Source organism: Mycobacterium sp. IS-1264 (genome assembly GCF_001954195.1).
Taxonomy (GTDB): Bacteria; Actinomycetota; Actinomycetes; order Mycobacteriales; family Mycobacteriaceae; genus Mycobacterium.
Window position 1 is genome coordinate 26,630 of the sequence record NZ_MBES01000054.1, and the last position, 19,085, is coordinate 45,714.

Annotated in this window: 19 protein-coding genes, 1 tRNA gene and 1 pseudogene; 9 read left to right on the plus strand and 12 right to left on the minus strand. The window is 66.3% G+C overall.

Going from position 1 to position 19,085, the window contains the following annotated elements; translation table 11 throughout:
- Position 1: 1 nt before the first annotated feature.
- The 3 genes from A5744_RS10960 to A5744_RS10970 form a co-directional block, all read right to left on the minus strand.
- Entirely contained in the window at positions 2–262 is a 261-nt protein-coding gene (locus tag A5744_RS10960) for a hypothetical protein (RefSeq protein ID WP_076060871.1), read from the minus strand.
- Positions 263–312: 50 nt separating this feature from the next.
- Positions 313–3,159: a type 2 lanthipeptide synthetase LanM gene (gene lanM / locus A5744_RS10965; protein WP_170874473.1), complete on the minus strand. Its 2,847-nt coding sequence runs from the start codon at positions 3,157–3,159 to the stop codon at positions 313–315.
- 141 nt (positions 3,160–3,300) lie between these two features.
- Positions 3,301–3,561 carry a Nif11 family protein gene (locus A5744_RS10970; RefSeq protein ID WP_076060875.1) on the minus strand — a complete coding sequence of 87 codons (261 nt, stop codon included), beginning with the start codon at positions 3,559–3,561 and terminating at the stop codon, positions 3,301–3,303.
- 180 nt (positions 3,562–3,741) lie between these two features.
- Between A5744_RS10970 and A5744_RS10975 the strand changes: the two genes are divergently transcribed.
- Positions 3,742–4,434, plus strand: coding sequence for a demethylmenaquinone methyltransferase (locus A5744_RS10975; protein WP_076060876.1), 693 nt, complete (start codon positions 3,742–3,744; stop codon positions 4,432–4,434).
- Between the two features lie 7 nt (positions 4,435–4,441).
- On the opposite strand, the gene A5744_RS10980 is transcribed toward A5744_RS10975, so the two are convergent.
- Genes A5744_RS10980 through menJ form a run of 3 tightly spaced genes read right to left on the minus strand, consistent with a single transcriptional unit; the run spans position 4,442 to position 6,825 of the window.
- The gene (locus A5744_RS10980) at positions 4,442–4,828 is read right to left on the minus strand and encodes a DUF732 domain-containing protein (RefSeq protein WP_076060878.1); all 387 of its coding nucleotides are present in this window, start codon (positions 4,826–4,828) and stop codon (positions 4,442–4,444) included.
- A 42-nt stretch (positions 4,829–4,870) separates the two neighbouring features.
- Positions 4,871–5,542 carry a class I SAM-dependent methyltransferase gene (locus tag A5744_RS10985; protein ID WP_076060880.1) on the minus strand — a complete coding sequence of 224 codons (672 nt, stop codon included), beginning with the start codon at positions 5,540–5,542 and terminating at the stop codon, positions 4,871–4,873.
- A gap of 56 nt (positions 5,543–5,598) precedes the next feature.
- Positions 5,599–6,825 carry a menaquinone reductase gene (gene menJ / locus A5744_RS10990; RefSeq protein ID WP_076060881.1) on the minus strand — a complete coding sequence of 409 codons (1,227 nt, stop codon included), beginning with the start codon at positions 6,823–6,825 and terminating at the stop codon, positions 5,599–5,601.
- 47 nt (positions 6,826–6,872) lie between these two features.
- Here menJ and grcC1 point away from each other — a divergent pair, with 47 nt between their 5' ends.
- The 3 genes and pseudogenes from grcC1 (at position 6,873) to A5744_RS25310 (ending at position 9,301) form a co-directional block, all read left to right on the plus strand.
- Positions 6,873–7,880, plus strand: a complete 1,008-nt coding sequence (grcC1, locus tag A5744_RS10995; RefSeq protein WP_076060883.1) for a nonaprenyl/(2E,6E)-farnesyl/geranylgeranyl diphosphat synthase — start codon at positions 6,873–6,875, stop codon at positions 7,878–7,880.
- Between the two features lie 81 nt (positions 7,881–7,961).
- Positions 7,962–8,816 carry a zinc metalloprotease HtpX gene (gene htpX, locus A5744_RS11000; RefSeq protein ID WP_076060885.1) on the plus strand — a complete coding sequence of 285 codons (855 nt, stop codon included), beginning with the start codon at positions 7,962–7,964 and terminating at the stop codon, positions 8,814–8,816.
- 127 nt (positions 8,817–8,943) lie between these two features.
- Positions 8,944–9,301, plus strand: a pseudogene (locus tag A5744_RS25310) (type II toxin-antitoxin system HicB family antitoxin).
- Here the strand turns inward: A5744_RS25310 and A5744_RS11010 are convergent.
- On the minus strand, positions 9,298–9,717 hold the full coding sequence (locus tag A5744_RS11010; protein ID WP_076060886.1) for a hypothetical protein: 420 nt from the start codon (positions 9,715–9,717) through the stop codon (positions 9,298–9,300). The pseudogene A5744_RS25310 and the gene A5744_RS11010 overlap by 4 nt on opposite strands.
- A gap of 99 nt (positions 9,718–9,816) precedes the next feature.
- Between A5744_RS11010 and A5744_RS11015 the strand changes: the two genes are divergently transcribed.
- Positions 9,817–10,473: a TetR/AcrR family transcriptional regulator gene (locus tag A5744_RS11015; protein WP_076060970.1), complete on the plus strand. Its 657-nt coding sequence runs from the start codon at positions 9,817–9,819 to the stop codon at positions 10,471–10,473.
- Between the two features lie 60 nt (positions 10,474–10,533).
- On the plus strand, positions 10,534–10,794 hold the full coding sequence (locus A5744_RS11020) for a helix-turn-helix transcriptional regulator (protein WP_076060888.1): 261 nt from the start codon (positions 10,534–10,536) through the stop codon (positions 10,792–10,794).
- Here the strand turns inward: A5744_RS11020 and A5744_RS11025 are convergent.
- From A5744_RS11025 to A5744_RS11040, 4 genes are all read right to left on the minus strand, one after another.
- Positions 10,791–12,308: a SulP family inorganic anion transporter gene (locus tag A5744_RS11025; RefSeq protein WP_076060889.1), complete on the minus strand. Its 1,518-nt coding sequence runs from the start codon at positions 12,306–12,308 to the stop codon at positions 10,791–10,793. The two genes, A5744_RS11020 and A5744_RS11025, sit on opposite strands and share 4 nt — an antisense overlap.
- 228 nt (positions 12,309–12,536) lie before the next feature.
- Positions 12,537–13,562, minus strand: coding sequence for an NAD(P)H-dependent glycerol-3-phosphate dehydrogenase (locus A5744_RS11030; RefSeq protein ID WP_076060891.1), 1,026 nt, complete (start codon positions 13,560–13,562; stop codon positions 12,537–12,539).
- Positions 13,563–13,603: 41 nt separating this feature from the next.
- On the minus strand, positions 13,604–15,115 hold the full coding sequence (locus tag A5744_RS11035; RefSeq protein WP_076060893.1) for an NAD(P)/FAD-dependent oxidoreductase: 1,512 nt from the start codon (positions 15,113–15,115) through the stop codon (positions 13,604–13,606).
- An 82-nt stretch (positions 15,116–15,197) separates the two neighbouring features.
- Positions 15,198–15,689, minus strand: coding sequence for a YajQ family cyclic di-GMP-binding protein (locus A5744_RS11040; protein WP_076060895.1), 492 nt, complete (start codon positions 15,687–15,689; stop codon positions 15,198–15,200).
- 69 nt (positions 15,690–15,758) lie between these two features.
- Between A5744_RS11040 and A5744_RS11045 the strand changes: the two genes are divergently transcribed.
- Positions 15,759–15,844, plus strand: a tRNA-Tyr gene (locus A5744_RS11045).
- Positions 15,845–15,862: 18 nt separating this feature from the next.
- Here A5744_RS11045 and A5744_RS11050 read toward each other — a convergent pair.
- Positions 15,863–17,185 carry a hypothetical protein gene (locus A5744_RS11050; RefSeq protein WP_076060897.1) on the minus strand — a complete coding sequence of 441 codons (1,323 nt, stop codon included), beginning with the start codon at positions 17,183–17,185 and terminating at the stop codon, positions 15,863–15,865.
- A gap of 80 nt (positions 17,186–17,265) precedes the next feature.
- On the opposite strand from A5744_RS11050, the gene A5744_RS11055 reads away from it, so the two are divergent.
- A complete protein-coding gene (locus A5744_RS11055; protein WP_076060899.1) occupies positions 17,266–18,708 on the plus strand; it encodes an amidase in 1,443 nt (480 codons plus the stop codon).
- Between the two features lie 95 nt (positions 18,709–18,803).
- Positions 18,804–19,076 carry a hypothetical protein gene (locus A5744_RS11060; RefSeq protein ID WP_139331311.1) on the plus strand — a complete coding sequence of 91 codons (273 nt, stop codon included), beginning with the start codon at positions 18,804–18,806 and terminating at the stop codon, positions 19,074–19,076.
- Positions 19,077–19,085: the final 9 nt, after the last annotated feature.

Consider the following 19,085-nt stretch of genomic DNA (forward strand, 5'->3'; position numbering starts at 1 on the left):
GCTACGGAGTCTTCGCCTGATCGTCGGTGGGCCACGTCAATATCCCGCAGCAGACCGAATGGCTCGATGCCGGTTCCACCACGCCCGGTCGGCGTACCCACCCCGTGATGTCAAAACCTGCCTCAGCCGCGATCCCGACGATCGTGTCCTGTCCCTCGCGGAACGCGGTGGCGAGCGAACGCTCCAAATCGAGGACACGGAGCTTTTCTTCCGGGTGGTCGACGAGGTAGTGGAGAAACCCAGCCATGGCCGATTCGCTCATGAACGAGGCCTTTCTGTGTAGGCGCCGGTGCAATCGTAATGAGGCATGCGTCAATCGATCAAGGCGGCGGACAAGATCATCGGCAAGAGCGGCGCAGCTGTGCACGGCAGGCCATCCAGTAGCGCCAGGCCCACGCCCGCCGCGCCTTGAAACAGTCCGAGGACCTCGCCGAAGCTGAACGCATCTCGTGCGCGCCGATTTGCGAGCACCTGGCCCTCGAGGTTGTCGGCTGCTTCGGTCCAACGCGGGTCGCCGTCACGACGACCGGCGGCACGCAGAATGGCCGCCCGACCAGAGCGACCGCAGCACAAGGAGTCCTCCGGCCGGGTGAGGTCGGTCGTCGCGTTCAGTGCGTGTTCGAGATCCGCATTGACCGCGTCGTCCCACAGCGGTGTGGTCTTGAGGCACAGCCGGGCCAACGCGATTCCGGGTGCTCCATGGCACCAGCTGAGCATGAATCGCGGCTCCTCCGACTCGATCTCGGTGCGCCTGTAGTCCGGCCAATTGCCCTCGGCCGGGACAAATTGCGATCGCTCATACCCCAACGCTCGCTCGGCGGCTTCGCGATAGCTACCCTGCCCCGTCACGGCGGCGAGACGCCCGAGCGCGGCGGCCCTGCCCGACGCTCCGTGGGAAAACCCGGTGAGCGCGCGGCCTCCCGTCGACGGCACCACCCAGCCGCCGTCCTTGCCCTGCCTATCGACGAGGTGGTCGCCGGCCACCCGTGCGAGTTGAACCGCAAGGTGTGTGCCGATCTTCAGCAGGGGGCCGATCAGTCCGGCGCACCCGAAGATGACGTCCAGATCCTCGTCGGCGCGGACAGTTTCCGGATCCAGCGAATTCAAAAGTACGGGTAATCCGGTGACCGCCGCGCGACTTAAATCAGGCAGTTGGTCAATGAGCAGGATAAGCGCGAGCAGCTGGCCACCGGCTCCCGCCAGGCCGAGCGGTTGTTCCCGCCACCACCGCTGCTTGTCGGGCGCCGAATCCGCGAGCAACCGAACCAGATCGGCGCAGGCGCCCGCGGCCGCCCGGGCGTACACGCCATAGGCTCGCTGGTCCGATTGCGCACGCGCCAGTGCGGCGAGAAACAGTGCGATCCCCGTCCGGCCGCTGTAGAGCGATGGGCCGAGGGGCCCGTAGCAGGAGTGTTCCGCGTCGACCGCGGAGTCGATGCCGAGCCATTCCATGCTGCCGGTATCGTCGGATACCGCTGTGCGAGATAGCAATTCGCCGATCGCAATGGCGGCGCCGAGACGGGTACCGGCCGTTGGCAGCTCGACGGTGGCGTCGGCCAACGACAAGTCGGGCTGCTGGTCGCGATGCGCCAGCCTGTCCTTAACGGACAGCAGTCCGTTGATCAGTGTCAGCTGCAGGTGGATTTCCTCGGAATCGAGTGATTCGATCCGGCGGCGTGCGCTGGCGAGACCGCTGCTGGAGAAGAAGCCCGCCGCGCAAGCACCATCTCCGAGCCGGAGGTCGCGTTCGGTGTTGGAGTGCTCGAAGAAGGGGACATCGAGGTCGCGCAGCTGAGCCAGCTCGGCATCGAATACGGCGTCGTCCGTTACCCCGGCCGCGGTCGCAATCGACTGTCCGAGGCGTTCCAGAACCTCTCGTTGGGCGGTTTCGCTCGTCATGGCCGCCGGCTCGAGCAACTGCCCACGCGCTTTCATGTAGGTCCACGTCGGCCGCCGAATGAAACGGCATCGCTGATCGCGGAACCGTTCGAGGTACCCGTTGCTGGCCAACCATGAGTCTTTATTTGCCACAACGACTTTGAGTTGCCCTTCGAATCCCGCGCAATAGTCGCGGGAGAACTTGTTGAGCGGGTTGAGGGTACCGATACCGACCGGCAACGACATGGGCTGGGCCGCGGTCCGTTCCGCGTCGCCGGTGACCATGCCGTCGGTGTTCAACGCCAGCCAACCCGTGAACTTCTCGTGAGCGGATTTCCGCGACTCGATTCCGAGCGCGCTGAAGTCGCGAGGCATGCGCTCTGGGCCGACGAAGAACCAGTGCGGCAGCAGCCCAATCCTGACGACAGAGTCGGCGAGACGCGTATCCAGTGCGGCGCGTGCGGTCGCCACGCCGGCGCCCGAAAACCCGGGGTGCAGGGTGCCCTGGAACAAGGTTTCGCCGTCGACGAGAATCAGCTGGTCGCCGTGGGCGATCACGTTCTCGTAATGGCAGTCATTGCAGCCCAGGATGTAGAGGATGGCGGTCAGACGTCCCGCGTTGCGATAGAAGCCGCGTAACTCTTCGTCACTCTCGCAGATTCGATGTCCGACATATTCCGCGTAACCGTAGCCTTCGCGCGGCAGAACGGTCAGGCTGCGGAGAGGCGGAGCGCCAGGGGTCGCCCGCGACAAGTCGGATATCAGCGCGTTATAGGCGGCATCGACCTCGAGATCCTTCGGCTTGTACACGACGGCTCGGGTGTCGGCGGCCGTCGCGAACGTCAGGATCGCGACGGTACGCCCGCCGCGGTGGGGATCGCTGAGGCCGGTCCGCACCCCGACGAGTCCGGCTTCGGATGGCAGGCCGAACGTTTCCGTCAGCACATTGCGATCGCGTCGGACTCGCTCAAGAAGCTCTCGGCTTGAATCCAGCCACGATGCGACCGTCATGCCGAGATGGCGCGCTAGCACCGGGTATTCGTCGGTCAGCTGCACCAGACCGTCCGCGCGGAGCGCTTCGAGCGCGCGACAATACAGCGTCCGCGGAAACCCGGCGTCCGAGGCTAGCAGATGCGCCTTGACTAACTCGGGAAGCGTTCGGTGGGTGTTGAAGAACTGCCAGACGACCGCCTCGCCGACCTCCGATAGCCGACCTGTCAGCTCGTCGCGCAGGTCCTGGATAACCCCCGGCTCGGGTCCGTCGGTCAGGCTCGAAGCCAAGACCGCACCGGCACCGGCGGCGATCGGCGCCCAAAGTTCAGCGAAAGAGGGTGCCGGGCCCGGTCGTGTGCCATCGTCTCGAATGGGCGGCGATTCGCGCAACCACGCCTGAATCGCTGAAAACCGCACCCGCCCAACCGATCACCAGAACGACGAAGTCCCCACCGCGCAACAGGTCAGTGAGCAGTGCGTCTGATGGCCAGACGGCTCGGGCTTGCCATCGGATGGCCGCTTGGCCCATTCGCTCAGGTCGAAGCCGGCCTGGGCAGCAATTGCGGCGATAGCGTCGGATTCGCGCCGCATGCGTCTGTCGGCCTCCTGCTCAGCCTGTACGACGCGTTCCCTGAGCGCCGCGTCGGACGCAAGGGCCTGAAAGAATTGCTCCAAGCTGTATTCGCTCATTCGCTGTCGCCCTTTCCTCGAGCCTGAGCGTACTGATCTCGGAAAATTGAGGCAAGACATGGAGCGGACGTGCTGAGCGCCAGGCTGGACCGTTCGCGAAAATTGGTCGCAATTCTGAATTTTCACGGCCCCCCGACCCGCTGCGCGGGCTGCGTTGTCGCTGGGCGTAGCGTCGACGGCGTGAGCCGCGCGGCGCTGGACAAGGACCCCCGCGACGTTGCGTCGATGTTCGACGGCGTCGCCCGCCGCTACGACCTGACCAACACCGTGCTGTCGCTGGGCCAGGACCGGTACTGGCGTCGCGCAACCCGTGCGGCGTTGAGGCTCGCGCCCGGCCAGAAGGTGCTCGACCTGGCCGCCGGCACCGCGGTGTCGACCGTGGAGCTGGGCAAGTCCGGGGCGTGGTGTGTGGCGGCCGACTTTTCGATCGGGATGCTCGCCGCCGGCGCCGCGCGCACGGTGCCGAAGGTCGCCGGCGACGCCACCCAGCTGCCGTTCGGTGACAACGTATTCGATGCGGTCACAATCAGTTTCGGCTTGCGCAATGTGGCCGACCCGCAGGCGGCGCTGCGCGAGATGGCGCGGGTCACCCGGCCCGGCGGTCGATTGGTGGTGTGCGAATTTTCCACTCCCACCAACGCGCTGTTCGCCACCGCCTACAAGGAATATCTGATGCGCGCGCTGCCGCGGGTGGCGCGGGCGGTGTCCAGCAACCCCGACGCCTACGTGTATCTCGCGGAGTCGATCAGGGCCTGGCCCGACCAGGCGACGCTGGCGGGTCGAATTTCGGCCGCGGGTTGGTCAGCGGTGCGGTGGCGCAACCTGACGGGCGGCATTGTCGCCTTGCACGCCGCGTACAAGGCCCTGCGGTGACCGGGGCCTAGCGACCGGCGCTTTGTACGAAGCCGACCTGGTCGGGGCAGTAGTGGTCGACCGCGGCGCCGAGGAACTGGAACGCCTGCCCCTCGGTGGTGCCGCGCGGCAGGTTGCGCTGGATGAAGTTGGCCGACTTGTACGGGTCGGTGTCCACGCCCCTGCCGATTCGGTCACAGGTGATCTTGCCCAGCCACGCCAGTTGGTCCTGCGGCTGGTAGATGCCGAACCCGTTCACGGTGTTCTTGAACGGAGCGTCGTAGTCGCTGGGCGGCGACGGCGTCCGCGGCGTCGGATACGGCGCAGTTGGCGGTGGATCGGCGTACACCGGCGCGGCCAGCGCGATGGCTGCGGCCGCCATGGTGACGCTTGCAAGCAGCTTGGTACCCCTCATTAGCAGGACTATACACCTCGGTGATGGCTCGAAATTGGCAAATCAGTCCCGGTGCGCGGACAACAGCCAGGCACCGACGGACCGCAGGCCGCTGGGTTCTTCGCGGAATCCAGCGAACGGCATATCGGGAAAGCTGTCGGGCAGGTTGGCGTGGATACGGGCCGGCCGGATCTCGTCGACCACCCAGTACTTGCGCACGGCGTCGCGCAACTCGTCGGCGGTGACGGCATTGATCGGACCCTCGGGCACGGCCGCTTTGTCGAAGACCAGGGCGAAGTACGAGGCGCCGGGCGCGGCGGCGCGGCTGATCGACCGCTGGTAGCCCTCGCGCGCCTCCACCGGGATGGAGTGGAACAGGGTGCTGTCGACGATGGTGCCGAACCGGCCGTCATATCCGCTGAATTCGCTGATGTCGGCGACCTCGAAGGTGACGTTGGTCAGGCCCCGCTTCTCGGCCTCGCGACGTGCCAGATCGACGGCGGTGGGCGACAGGTCAAGTCCCACCGTGTTGTAGCCGCGCTCGGCGAGCGCCAGCGAGATGGCGGCCTCCCCGCAGCCCACGTCGAGGACGTCGCCGTGGAACCTGCCCTGCTCGATCAGCGCGGCGAGCTCCGGCTGCGGGGCGTCGATGCTCCATGGCGGCCGCACGCCCGCACCGAACGGGGATTCACCGCGGTAGGCCGCCTCGAACTGGAAATCTGTTGGCTGAGTCATGGCCCATGTATATCAAGTGCCCTGATACATGTCAATGAACTTGATATAAACCCGCCTCAGCTGAACGGCGTGCGGCGGTCGATCAGTCGCGACAGCCGGCCCCCGCCGCGCCATACCCGCGCCACCCAGTCGGCATCATCGTCGGTGACCAGGTTGGCCATCACGCGCACGGCGATGGTCATGAGTGTTGTGGAGCGCATCGCGATCGGCCCGGTGGCGGGCAGGAAGCGTTGGAAGGTGAGCAGCAACGCCAGCCTGCGCGCCACTGAGAACCCGCGGCCGTAGTGGTGTTGCAGCAGCGAGGGCCACACCCGCGATAGGTCGCGGATGTCCAGCAGTTCGGCCGCCAGGCGTCCGGTCTCCAGGCCGTAATCGATGCCTTCGCCGTTGAGTGGGTTGACGCAGGCCGCGGAGTCGCCGATCAGCATCCAATTCGGCCCGGCCACCCCCGACACCGCACCGCCCATCGGCAGCAGCGCCGAAGCCACCGCGCGGGGCTGGCCGGTAAAGCCCCACTCGTCGCGGCGCAGGTCGGTGTAGTACGAAATCAGCGGCCGCAGCGCCAGATCCGCCGGGCGCTTGGACGTCGACAACGCTCCCACGCCGATGTTCACCTCGCCGTTGCCGAGCGGAAAAATCCAGCCGTAGCCGGGCAGCACGGCGCCGTCGGGGGAGCGGAGTTCCAGATGCGACGTCAGCCAGGGGTCGTCGCTGCGGGGGGTGGTCAGGTAGCCGCGGGCGGCCACGCCGTACACCGTCTCTTGATGCCAGCGCCGGCCCAGTTTGCGCCCCAACGACGACCGGGCCCCGTCGGCGACGATCAGCTGCCGACAGCCCACCTCGGTGCCGTCGGCCAATGTCAGTGACGTCACCCGTCTCGATGAGTCATGGTGGGTGGCAACGGCTTTGGTCCCGAGCAGCATCCGCGCGCCGGCGTCTTCGGCGACCTTGCGGATCCGGTCGTCCAGCTCGAAGCGGGCCACCGCGCTGCCGGTCGACGGGAACGACGGTCCGGGCCAATCCACTTCCAGCTCGCCGCCGAATCCGCTCATCCGCAGACCCCGATGCCTGATGCGGCTATCCAGCCAGTCGCCCAGGCCCAGCCGTTCCAGCTCGGCGACGGCGCGCGGGGTCAGCCCGTCACCGCAGGCCTTGTCGCGGGGGAAGCTGGCCGAGTCGACGACCAGGACGTCGCGGCCCGCGCGCGCGGCCCAGGCTGCCGCGGCCGAACCCGCGGGCCCGGCGCCCACGACTACCACGTCGGCCTTGGTCTCCACGCTCACCAGTATGTTGGTCGAGTGAGTACTCCGGCGAACAGCGGGTGGGTCGGGTGAGGACTCCCGCAACGGTGGTGGCGGGCGTGGACTTCGGCGACGCCGCGTTCGCCGCGACGGTCCGCGACGGTGTCGCGAAAATCGAGCAGCTCATGGACACCGAACTGCGCAGCGCCGACGCGATCATGACCGACTCACTGACCCACCTGTTCAAGGCCGGCGGCAAGCGGTTCCGGCCGCTTTTCACCGTCCTGTCCGCGCAGATCGGACCCCATCCGGAGGCCGCGGAGGTGACGATCGCCGGCGCGGTCATCGAGCTGGTGCACCTGGCCACGCTTTACCACGACGACGTGATGGACGAGGCGGAGGTGCGCCGCGGCGCCCCGACGGCGAACGTGCGCTGGAGCAACAACGTCGCGATCCTGGCGGGCGACTATCTGTTCGCGACGGCGTCGCGGCTGGTCTCGCGGCTGGGCCCAGAGGCAGTGCGGCTCATCGCCGAAACCTTCGCTCAGCTGGTCACCGGCCAGATGCGCGAGACCCGCGGTGTCGCCGAAGCATCGGATTCGATCGAGCACTACCTGAAGGTGGTGTACGAGAAGACCGCCTGCCTGATCTCGGCCGCCGGCGAGTTCGGCGCCATGTTCTCCGGGGCGGACGACGACCAGGTCGCGCGGCTGAGCCGGCTCGGCGGCCTGGTGGGCACCGCGTTTCAGATCTCCGACGACATCATCGACATCGACAGCGACTCCCGCGAATCGGGGAAGCTGCCCGGGACCGATGTGCGCGAAGGGGTGCACACCCTGCCGATGCTCTACGCGCTGGCCGAAACCGGACCCGAGGCGGCGCGGCTGCGCGAGCTGCTGGCCGGGCCCGTCGACGATGACGACGCCGTGACCGAGGCCCTGATGCTGTTGCGGGCGTCGCCTGGCATGGCCAAGGCCAAAGATTTCCTGGCGCAATATGCCGCTAAAGCCCATCATGAGCTGGCCCTTTTGCCCGACGTGCCCGGGCGGCACGCGATGCAGGCGCTGGTCGACTACACCATCAGCCGGCACGGTTAGCGCTGATTGCGGAACTCCGCCCGCCGTTTCAGGCGTTCAATAGGCTGAAGTCCGCGACAGAGTGGTCCGAGGAGGACACCGATGACCTGGCATCCCCATGCCAACAGGCTGAAGACCTTCGCCCTGTTGGTCGGTATGTCCGTGTTGATCGTGCTGGTGGGCTCGCTGTTCGGCAGGACTGCGATGTGGCTGGCGGTCCTGTTCGCGATCGGCATGAACGCCTACACCTACTTCAACAGCGACAAGCTGGCGCTGCGGGCGATGCACGCGCAGCCCGTCTCCGAGCTGCAGTCACCGGCGATGTACCGGATCGTGCGCGAACTGGCCACCTCCGCGCACCAGCCGATGCCCAGGCTGTACATCAGCGACACGAACGCCCCCAACGCTTTCGCCACCGGACGCAACCCGCGCAACGCCGCGGTGTGCTGCACCACCGGCATTTTGGGCATCCTCAGCGAGCGTGAGCTGCGCGCCGTGCTCGGGCACGAACTTTCGCACGTCTACAACCGCGACATCCTGATCTCTTGTATCGCCGGCGCCCTGGCGTCGGTGATCACGGCACTGTCCTACATAGCGATGTTCTTCGGCGGTGACGACCGGGATGGCGAGAATCCCTTTGCGCTGCTGCTGGTTTCGCTGTTGGGCCCGATCGCCGCGACGGTCGTGCGGCTGGCGGTGTCGCGTTCGCGCGAATACCAGGCCGACGAGTCGGGTGCCGTCCTGACCGGTGACCCGCTGGCGCTGGCATCGGCGCTGCGCAAGATCTCCGGCGGCGTGCAGGCGGCGCCGCTGCCGCCGGAGCCGCAGCTGGCCAGTCAGGCGCACCTGATGATCGCCAACCCGTTCCGTGCGGGTGAGCGAATCGGGTCGCTGTTCTCGACGCACCCGCCGATCGAGGACCGCATCCGCCGGCTGGAAGCGATGGCGCGGGGTTAGGGCCTTCTTGGATTTGATAGCGCATGCGCTATCAAATTTTGAGCAAGCCTCATGGTCCGGACAGCCCGGCTCCGGCTGGGGATGAGTGAGTCACGAAATCGATAGCGCATGTGCTATCAATTCCGGCGTGAACCGCTGTGCCTATCGCATCGAATGGTCGCCCGATCGCGACGAATACGTAGGTGTGTGCATTGAGCTGCCTTACTTGAGGCGCGAAGCACCGACCGCGGCACAAGCCGTCGTCGCGATCGAGAACGCTGTCGATCAGCAGGTGGACAGCCTGCGGGCCTGCGGAGAATCAGTCCCCACACCACTCTCCGAACGCGGCTATAGCGGCACATTCGTCGTCAGGACGTCCCCTGAGCTCCATGGGCGCCTTGCCGTCGAGGCCCGCCGAGCAACGGGTTTCGATGGATCAGTGGGTTGTTCAGAAGCTCAGCGGGCGAGACCTGAGCGGCGGCCTCGGGCCCTACGGGTTCGATTAGGTCTTGACGGGTGGAAACCAGGGCGCTCCCCGAAGAGGGCGGTAGTCGGCGACGGCGAATGCGGTTGCAGTTGCTGAGATCAGCGCGACGAAGACGCCGGGCTGCCGCGTCGCGTGTTCAGGAAAGTTAAAGGGAATCAGCCAGGCGAGCAGCAACATTGAGGTGGTGTTCAGCAGGTCGGTTGCGGCGATAAGCGATAGATCAGGGCGGCCCGCCCCATACTGTCCGCCGGTGATCGCCGTGGCGATCCCGAGCACGCCGGCGGCCACGAACAACGCGGCGGCTACTGCGTTGAGCTCCCAACCGGTGCGGTAGACGCCCTGAACGCCTGCCCAGGGTAAAAACACCGCGACGATTAACGAGGCGCCGCCGGCGCCGGCGATCAGCCGTCGGTATATGGATGTTTTCGTGGCCATGTCCGTCCTCCGGGTGAGTGCGGTGGGTCAGTCCCGCGTCGCATAACAACTGTTATTCCCTGTCACGAACATAACGGCCGTTATGGCATCATGTCAATGATGCGTTCGGCCGACACCACGTTGAACACCCGCGACCGTCTGGTCGCCGCCGCTTTGCTCGTCCTCGAGAGAGACGGACCGGCGGCGATTCAAGCGCGCACGCTAGCTGGCGAGATCGGCACGTCCACAATGGCGGTGTACACACACTTTGGGGGAATGCCCAAGCTGATCGAAGCGATGATGCGTGAAGGCCTTGCGCGCTTCGCCGAGCACACTCGCGGGGTTCCCCACACCGACGACCCGATGGCTGATCTCCTCGCCGGCGGACTTGCCTACGGCGAGTTCGCACTCCAAAACCCGCAGATGTACCGGTTGTTGTTCGGTCTCACCGACCTTGGAGTCGACAAACTCCCTGAGGGTGTCGCCACACCCTGGGATCTCGCCGAGGGAGTCGACGCATTGTCGGTGCTGGTCAGCGCCGTCGAGCGGGTCATTGAAACGGGGCGGATCCGACCGCAGGAGCCGACCGCTGTGGCCACCCAAATCCTAAGTGCCACACACGGATTCGTGCTCCTGGTGATGAGTGGAATAGTCGACTCCCGCGGAGCGCAGGACGTGATGGCACCGTTGGCGATCAACTTGATGGTGGGTCTCGGTGACACGCGCCGGCGCGCCGAACGCTCCCTGGCCGCCGCGATCAAAGCGCGCGCGTCGTAGCAATAAAACGAATCACGCCGAATCAATACGTACCATGGGCGTTACGGATCGATTGGCTACATGGAAGCAGTGATTCCGATGCCGGAAGCTAACTCAATGGATATCCACGAAGCCGGATTGTCACTGGACCTGCCCGATTTGATATTCGAGACGCGCGTCGGCGCAGGCATGAACCAGGCCCAGCTGGCCGATGCACTGGGTATCGACAAGGACGTGGTCGCTGCCTGGGAGAAGGGGAGTGACGTGCCGCGCATCGATGTGCTGGAACGCCTGGCCCAAGTGTGCGGCAAGCGCCTGCACATCAGGATCGACGTCGACTAGGCCGCTGCTTCGGGTCTTTCGGGTTCGACCAGCTCGCGAACGGGCCGGCGGGCATGGCCCGTCTCGAACTCACCGTGGATTCGGATGCTGCCGCCCGTGGCCTCATACTGGTGCCGCCAATCGGTAATCGCTTGGTGCGCGGCATGATCCATGTAATTGACTGAAATGCTGACCGACACCGTGTGGCCGGTCGGGACCGACGCCAGCACGCGGGTCAGCCGGGGCAGGGCGAGAAATGTGCACGCGGTGCCCTCGATGATCACCTGCCATTCGTCGCGGACGGCCTTCGCCTCGACCTTGACACGGATCACCCGCCATCCGGTCAACGCGATCGCCAAAGCGAGTCCGATCATCACGCCGTGCAGCAGATTGAGGAAGATGACGCTGACCGCCGTCACCACGTACACGGCGAGATCCCGGTGCTTCATTGCGGTTTCGATGTGCGCGGGCTTGAGCAACTGAATGCCGATGACGATGAGCAGTCCGGCAAGGGCGGCGGCCGGGATTTTCTCGACCAATTCCGCGAATGGAACCGTGAACAGCAAGATCCAGACGCCGTGCAGCATCGAGGAGGCGCGGGATTTCGCGCCCGCGTAGACATTCGTTGAGCTGCGCACGATTACGCCGGTGATCGGCAGCCCGCCGATGCTGCCCGACACGATGTTTGCGGCACCCTGTCCGATCAATTCGCGGTCGAAGTCGGTGCGCGGGCCGTGGTGCATCCGGTCGACGGAAACCGCCGACAGCAGGCTTTCGACGCTGGCGATGAGTGCGACCGTGATCACGCCGATTGCCACCGCGCCCCAGTTGCCATGCGGAATGTCGGGCAGCCGCAACGCGTTCAGCGGCGACTCGTCGATCTCGATCCGCCTCACGTGGAACGGGAAGGCCAGGGAGATGATCGTCGCCGCCACGATGGCGACCAGCGGGCCTGGGATGAAGCGCAGGCGCCCCGGAACCCAGCGCCAGGCGACCATGATGACGATCACCAGAACGCCCAGCAGCACCCCCGGCCGATGCGCGCCGATGATTTGGCCCGGCAGGCCGATGAGGTTGTGCCAGGCCGTGCTTTTGGATCTGCCGCCCAGCAACACGTGCGCCTGCTGCAGCGCGATCGTGATCCCGATGCCGGCCAGCATGGCGTGCACGACGACCGGCGAGATCGCCAGGGCCGCTCGCGCGATGCGGCTGAGCCCCAACAGAACCTGCAGGACGCCCGCGGCGGCGGTGATCAAACACGTTACGCCCCAACCGAAATCGGAGATGAGGCCGGCGACCACCACCGTCAGGCCGGCGGCGGGTCCGCTCACCTGCAGCGGCGATCCGCCGATGGCGCCGACAATGATGCCACCGACGATCGCGGCGATCAGACCGGCCAGGACCGGGGCGTTCGACGCGATGGCGATTCCGAGCGACAACGGAAGCGCGACCAGGAAAACCACGAGCGAAGAGGGCAAGTCGTGCCGCAGAATCGATCGCAATCGGTCGGAGGACAGCGCCTCGATATGGTGCATCGGTTGCTCCCTCGTTAGGACTAGCGGGGGACGTTCCGATATCCCGCCCTTGCGTTCAGTAACGTCTGCGTAACTGATTGGCGCACAAACGATTACACCCAGCGCAGCACGATGGGAACGCTTGGCTACCTCGTTCGACGGTATGGGCCGGCAAAACCTCGGTCAAGCTGACGGGGCGGGCGCATATGGAATGCAAATGTTTTCGTAACGCCCCGTTCAGCAGGCCAGTTAGAAGCCCGAGCCGTGTACCTCGTGCCCCGGTACCTCGGCGATCAGCCCGTGATAGGCCTGCTCGACGGACGAGCCGTGGTTGATGACCGCGTCGACCTCACGGGCGATCGGCATGTTCAGGCCGAACTCGTTGGCGAACTCCATGATCACGCTGGCGGCCTTGACCCCCTCGGCGACCTGGTTCATCGACGCGATGATCTCGTCGATCGGCTTGCCGGCTCCCAGCTGCTCGCCTACGTGGCGGTTCCGGCTGCGCTGGCTGGTGCAGGTGACGATCAGATCGCCCAGGCCGGCGAGCCCGGGGAAGGTGTCGGGATGACCGCCGATGGCCACGCCGAGCTTCGTCATCTCGCGCAAGGCGCGCGCGATGACCAGCGCGCGGGTGTTCTCCCCGATGCCCAGCGAGTAACCCATCCCCACCGCGATCGCGAAGACGTTCTTCAGAGCCCCCGCCATCTCCGCGCCGACGACGTCGTCGGTGGTGTAGACGCGGAAGCGCCGGGTGCGGAACAACGCCGCCAGCCGGGTAGCCAAATGCTGGTCGGGCATCGCCAGCACCGCCGCCGCGGCATACCCTTCGGCCACCTCGCGGGCGATGTTCGGGCCGGCCAGGATCCCCGCCGGGTGCCCGGGCAGCACCTCCTCGACGATCTGCGACATCCGCATGTTGGTGCCCTGCTCGAGCCCCTTGACCAGGGATACCACCGGCACCCACGGCCGTAGCTCTTTCGTCAGCTCGGTCAGCACGCCCCGGAAACCGTGCGAGGGCACACCCATGACGACCACGTCGGCGGCGTTGGCGGCCTCGGCGAAGTCGGTGGTCGCGCGCAGGGTGTCGCTCAGCACGACGTCGTTGCCGAGGTAGCGGTGATTGCGGTGGTTGTCGTTGATGTCCTTGGCGGTCGCCTCGGAGCGCACCCACTGCAGCGTCGGTCCGCGGCGCGCACAGATCGACGCCACCGTGGTTCCCCAGGAACCGCCACCGAGGACTACGACTTTGGGTTCGCGCTTCGTAGCTGCCATGGCGATCAGCGTATTGCCGACACTCGCGATTTAGAAGCAGTTCATCCGGCCAGGGGCGCCCGGTCGCCGGCCCGGCCGAACACCATCGCCTCCTCGATACGGTCGAACCGGTAGTCGATCGCGTCGGCGAGGTAGTTCTGCCGGACATTCCACGGCCGCTTGGTGCCCGACTTGGGCAGCGCGTGCAACGACCGCTTCACATAGTTGGCCTGAATGTCCCAGGCCGGCTTCTCGGCCATGGGCTGATCGCCCAGGTGCGGAGCGGCGTGCGTGTAGCCGTGAGAGGCCATGTGCGCCATCAGCTTTGCGGTTGCCCGAGCGGTGATATCGGCCCGCAGCGTCCACGACGCGTTGGTGTAGCCCACGCACCAGAACAGGTTGGGCACGTCTTCGAGCATGTGCGCCTTGTAGACGAAGCGGTCCCGCGGGTTGATCTCGACGCCGTCGATGCTGATCGTGGCCCCGCCCAGCGCCTGCAGCTGCAGGCCGGTGGCGGTGACGATGACGTCGGCGTCGAGGTGGCCGCCCGATTGCAGCGCGATGCCGGTGGCGTCGAAGTGGTCGATGTGGTCGGTGACCACCTCGGCGCGGCCTGACGCGATCGCGGTGTACAGGTCGGCGTCGGGAATCAGGCACATCCGCTGGTCCCACGGGTTGTATCGCGGCTTGAAGTGCGTGTCGATGTCGTAGCCGTCGGGCAGATAGCGGGTCGCCACGTATCGCAGCAGCCGCTTGATCAGCCCGGGCGTCTTGCGGGAGAAAAACCAGAACACCGCCTCGGTCAGGGCGGAGTATGTCCGCGTGACCAAGTGGGCAGCCCTGCGCGGCAACACTTTACGAGCCGCCGCGGCGACCCTGCTGTATTTCGATGCCGCCATCATGTAGGTCGGCGAGCGCTGCAGCATGATCACTTTCGCCGCGCGTTCGGCCAGTGCGGGGATGAGGGTGATCGCGGTGGCGCCGCTGCCGATGACCACGATCTTCTTGCCGCTGTAGTCCAGGTCTTCCGGCCAGTGCTGCGGATGCACGACGGTGCCGCGGAAGTCCTCGATGCCGGGGAAGTCGGGGGTGTAGCCCTCGTCGTAGTTGTAGTAGCCGCTGCCGAAGAACACGAACCGGCTGCGGTAGTGCTGCGTCGCGCCATTTTGCTCGACCGTGACCGTCCAGGTGTCGGTGGACGAATCCCAGTCCGCGGAACGCACGTAGCTGCCGAACCGGATGTGCCGGTCGATGCCGTACTTGCGCGCGGTCGCGATCAGGTACTCGCGGATGTGGGTGCCGTCGGCGACGCCCTCCCGGCGGGTCCACGGCTCGAATGGATAGCTCAGCGTGAAGATGCTGCTGTCGGAGCGCACCCCGGGGTAGCGGAACAGGTCCCAGGTGCCCCCGATCCGCTCGCGCCGCTCCAGGATGGCGTAGGTCGTGTGGGGGTTGCGCTCGGTGATCCGGTACGCCGCGCCGATGCCGGAGATACCCGCGCCCACGATCACGACGTCGAAGTACCCGGCGTCGGCCGCGCCGTCGCCGGCGGCCTCCTGGGGAGTCACGGTCATCGTGAACCTCGCTTGATTCGTGGGACTCGGCACTACCTTAGGCACCCACCGGTTGGTTGGGCCAGCAGCCAGATCCCCCGCGCTACCGGTAGTTGACGAACTGCAGCGCTACGTCGAGGTCGGCCTTCTTCAGCATCGCGATCACGGCCTGTAGGTCGTCGCGCTTCTTGCTGGTGACGCGGACCTCATCGCCCTGGATCTGCGTTTTGACGTTCTTGGGCCCCTCGTCGCGGATCAGCTTGGTGATCTTCTTGGCGTTCTCGCTGTTGATGCCCTGCTTCAGGGTGCCGGTGACCTTGTAGGTCTTGCCCGAGGCCTGTGGCTCGCCGGCCTCGAAGGCCTTCATGGAGATGTCGCGGCGGACCAGCTTTTCCTTGAAGACGTCGACGGCGGCCTTGACGCGCTCCTCGGTGGACGACGTCAGCTCGACCGCCTCGTCGCCCTTCCAGGCGATCTTGGTGTCGGTGCCACGAAAGTCGAACCGGGTGGCCAGCTCCTTGGCGGCTTGGTTGAGCGCGTTGTCGACCTCCTGCCGGTCGATCTTGCTGACGATGTCGAACGATGAGTCCGCCATTCGATCCGTCCCTTCATCAGGTGATAGCCGTTTGTGCCCTGTCTACCCGTTCGTTGTAACCTGTCTGGCGGCAGGTTGCCCGAGCGGCCAATGGGAGCGGACTGTAAATCCGTCGGCTTACGCCTACACAGGTTCGAATCCTGTACCTGCCACCAAGGTCAGCGCCGGAAGATTCAGAACCACGGACCGGGGTAATGACCCTCCTGGTCCTGCACCATCACGATCTCCTTGCACTCGCCGGCGGAGTCCGCCGCGGTCTCACCGCGGCAGACCAGCGTCCAGCCGTTGATCCGCGCGAAGGGGCGCACCGACCAGTTCGGGGCGACCGGATCGGGACCGGGCAACGCGATGACCGAGAACGTGTTGCCCACGTTCGTGATGTAGAGGTGATCACCGAAGAAAGCCACCTTGGCGATCGGTTGCTTCAAGGCGTCGTCGCGGTTCTTCAGAAAGTCCCAGTGCTGTGTTCGCAGGTTCCAGACCCCGAACCCGAACTGCGAATTCTCCGACACGCGGCCGTCGACGAACAATTTCCCGTCCGACAGCGTCGTCGCCAGGCCACCGCCCGAGATCCGGTCGGTGTCGCCGATATTGATGACGGTCTTGGAGTTCAGGTCGAAGAACATGGTCGACACGGCCGTGGGGGAGTCCTGATGTGTGATCTTCACGAGTTTGTCTGGGCCATCGGATAATTCGGCGTCGACGGACACAACGTCGTTGTCCTGGTATATCGCTTCCCCGTTGGGCCGGCGCAGCTCGGCTCCCGTCGTCTTACCCTCCGTCGTGTTGCGCTGGAATGCGAGAACGTCCTGCCAGGTCCGGGCTGGCTGCGGGTCGTTCCACGTCGCGGAAAGGTCTGCGCCGGACAGGATTACGGTCCGCGGCGGTGATGCCGCGGTGTGGCCGTCGGTGAAGGCGTTCACCCACGCCACTCCGGATGCCGTTGCGCCGAGCCCCCATCCGTTCGGTGCGGTCAATTTCAGGTCAGGGGTGGGCGGCTGCAGCTCCTTGGTGGCCACCGGCTGGCCGGACTTGAAATCGAAGGCATACGCGGTCGTCTTGGTGACTTCGGGGGCGGGCGCTTGGGCCGGCTTGACGGTGGTTACCAGGTAGACGACTTTCATGTCGTCGGCGACGCCCGTCAGCGCGCAGATCGCGCCGGTGAGATTCTCACCCGCGGGCACCGTGGGGACAGCAGGTGCTACATATTGTCCGGTTTTGGTATCGAAGACCTTGGGGCGGATGTCCTCGAGTGCCGACTTGGCGACCGAGAACCTTTCGGGACACCCGAAGTAGGCGGTGCCGCCGTAGCTTTTCCAATCCTTTTCCAACGGACCCGTTATCGGGGCTGGCGGGGGCGCCGCGCTGGCGGTCGTCGTGTGAGACGTCGTCGACGAGGTGGTCGGCGTGAACGGGGGCGGCGACACCGTCGCCGAACACGCGGCGACGGCAAGACAGATGCCGGGCACGGCGAGGGCGACCTTGCCTCCGGGCATAACCAACGAGCGTAAAGGCGGGCGGGTGCAATCGCGACTTCTGCACGGCGGTTTTGATCACACGTGATAGACCAAGAGCCATGAGCAAACTTGCCGACGAGACACGGTGGATGGATGCCACGGACCAGGCCGCGCTGGTGTCGAAAGGCGAGGTCACGGCCGGTGAGTTGGTGGACGCGGCGATTGAGCGGATCGAGCAAGCCAACCCGTCGTTGAACGCCGTGGTCATCGAGTGGTTCGAGCATGCGCGGTCGGTGGCCGCCGATCCAGGCCTGCCACAGGGGCCGTTCCGCGGCGTCCCGTTTCTGCTCAAGGACCTCTACACGAGTTTCGCCGGTCAGACCCTGTCGAACGGCAACGTGGCGCTCAAAGAAGCGGGCAAGATCGACGCCGCCGACACGACGCTGGTGGCCCGGTTCAAGGCGGCCGGGCTCGTGATCGCGGGGCGGACCAATAGCCCGGAGATGGGCAGCCTGCCGACCACGCAGCCGGTGGCTTGGGGGCCGACGCGCAATCCGTGGGCGCTGGATCGCACGCCGGGCGGGTCGAGTGGGGGCGCCGCCGCGGCCGTCGCCGCCGGGATGGTGCCGTTCGCCAACGCCTCGGACGGCGGTGGCAGCATCCGGATCCCGGCGTCGTGCTGCGGGCTGGTGGGACTCAAGCCGAGCCAGGGACGGATCACGGCCGGGCCGCTGCGCACCGAGGCGGGCCTGGGGGTCGAACTGTGCGTCAGCCGCACGGTGCGCGACACGGCGAGCCTGCTCGACGCGGTGCACGGTCCGGGTGTCGGCGACAGCGTGATCGCGCCGGCGCCCGAGCGGCCGTACGCCACGGAGGTCGGCGCCGATCCGGGCCGGCTGCGCATCGGCCTGCTCGACGTCCATCCGCGCGGCGACTTCTTGCATCCGGACTGCGTCGCGGCCGTGCGGGCGGCGGCGTCGATGCTGGAGGGGCTCGGCCACATCGTCGAGCCCGCCTGGCCGGCGTGCCTCGCCGATACCTCGTTGGTCGAAAAGTTCATGGCGCTGTGGGCGACGCAGATGGCCATGGCGGCCCGCGGATTCGGCGAGACGCTCGGGCGCGAAATGACGGCCGACGACATCGAGCCGGTGAACTGGGTGCTGGTCCAGCAGGCGGGCCGGTTGACCGCCGTCGACTACGCCGACGCCCAGGCCGCGGGATGGGCCTTCCGCAGGGCGGTGCAGGGGTGGTGGGCCGACGGCTGGGACCTGCTCCTCACCCCGACGCTCGCGGAGCCGCCTCTGCCGCTGACGGAGTTCGAGAACAATCCCGAGCAGCCCACCGCGCCCATGCGCCGTGCCGGCCAATTCGCTGCGTTCACACCGCCATTCAACATGAGCGGTCAGCCGGCGATCAGCCTTCCGCTGCACCGCAACGGCGAGGGTCTACCCATCGGAATCCAGCTCGCCGCCGCCTACGGCCGCGAGGACGTTCTGATTCGCGTTGCGGCCCAACTGGAATCGGCCCACCCCTGGGCATCGGTTCACCCGCCGATCCCGTGACGTTGGAGCAGAGATCAACTTCGCCCGACGGTCGATACATAGTCTGCGTCGACCCGTTCGAGGCACGCGCTTCCCAATGGGTGGAGACGCCCGAATTGATTGATTCCGCTACCGACAGAGCACTTCTGGCCCTGACGGATCGCTACTGGCACCTGGATTCGGCCGACTGGCGAAGCCAGTCCTTGGTGATCATGGATTTGCGGCACTTCCCGGATGGTCGCCCCCAGTACCGGGTCGACATCGACTGCGAGCAACTCACCGCAAGCGTTGATGGCGATGGGCCCTACCCCCTAGGGCAACTCGGCAAGGCGCTGGAGCGCGCCAGCGGGGCGCCCTCGCCGGCGCCGGGCCCCGGCGATCCCATTTGAGGCGGATGC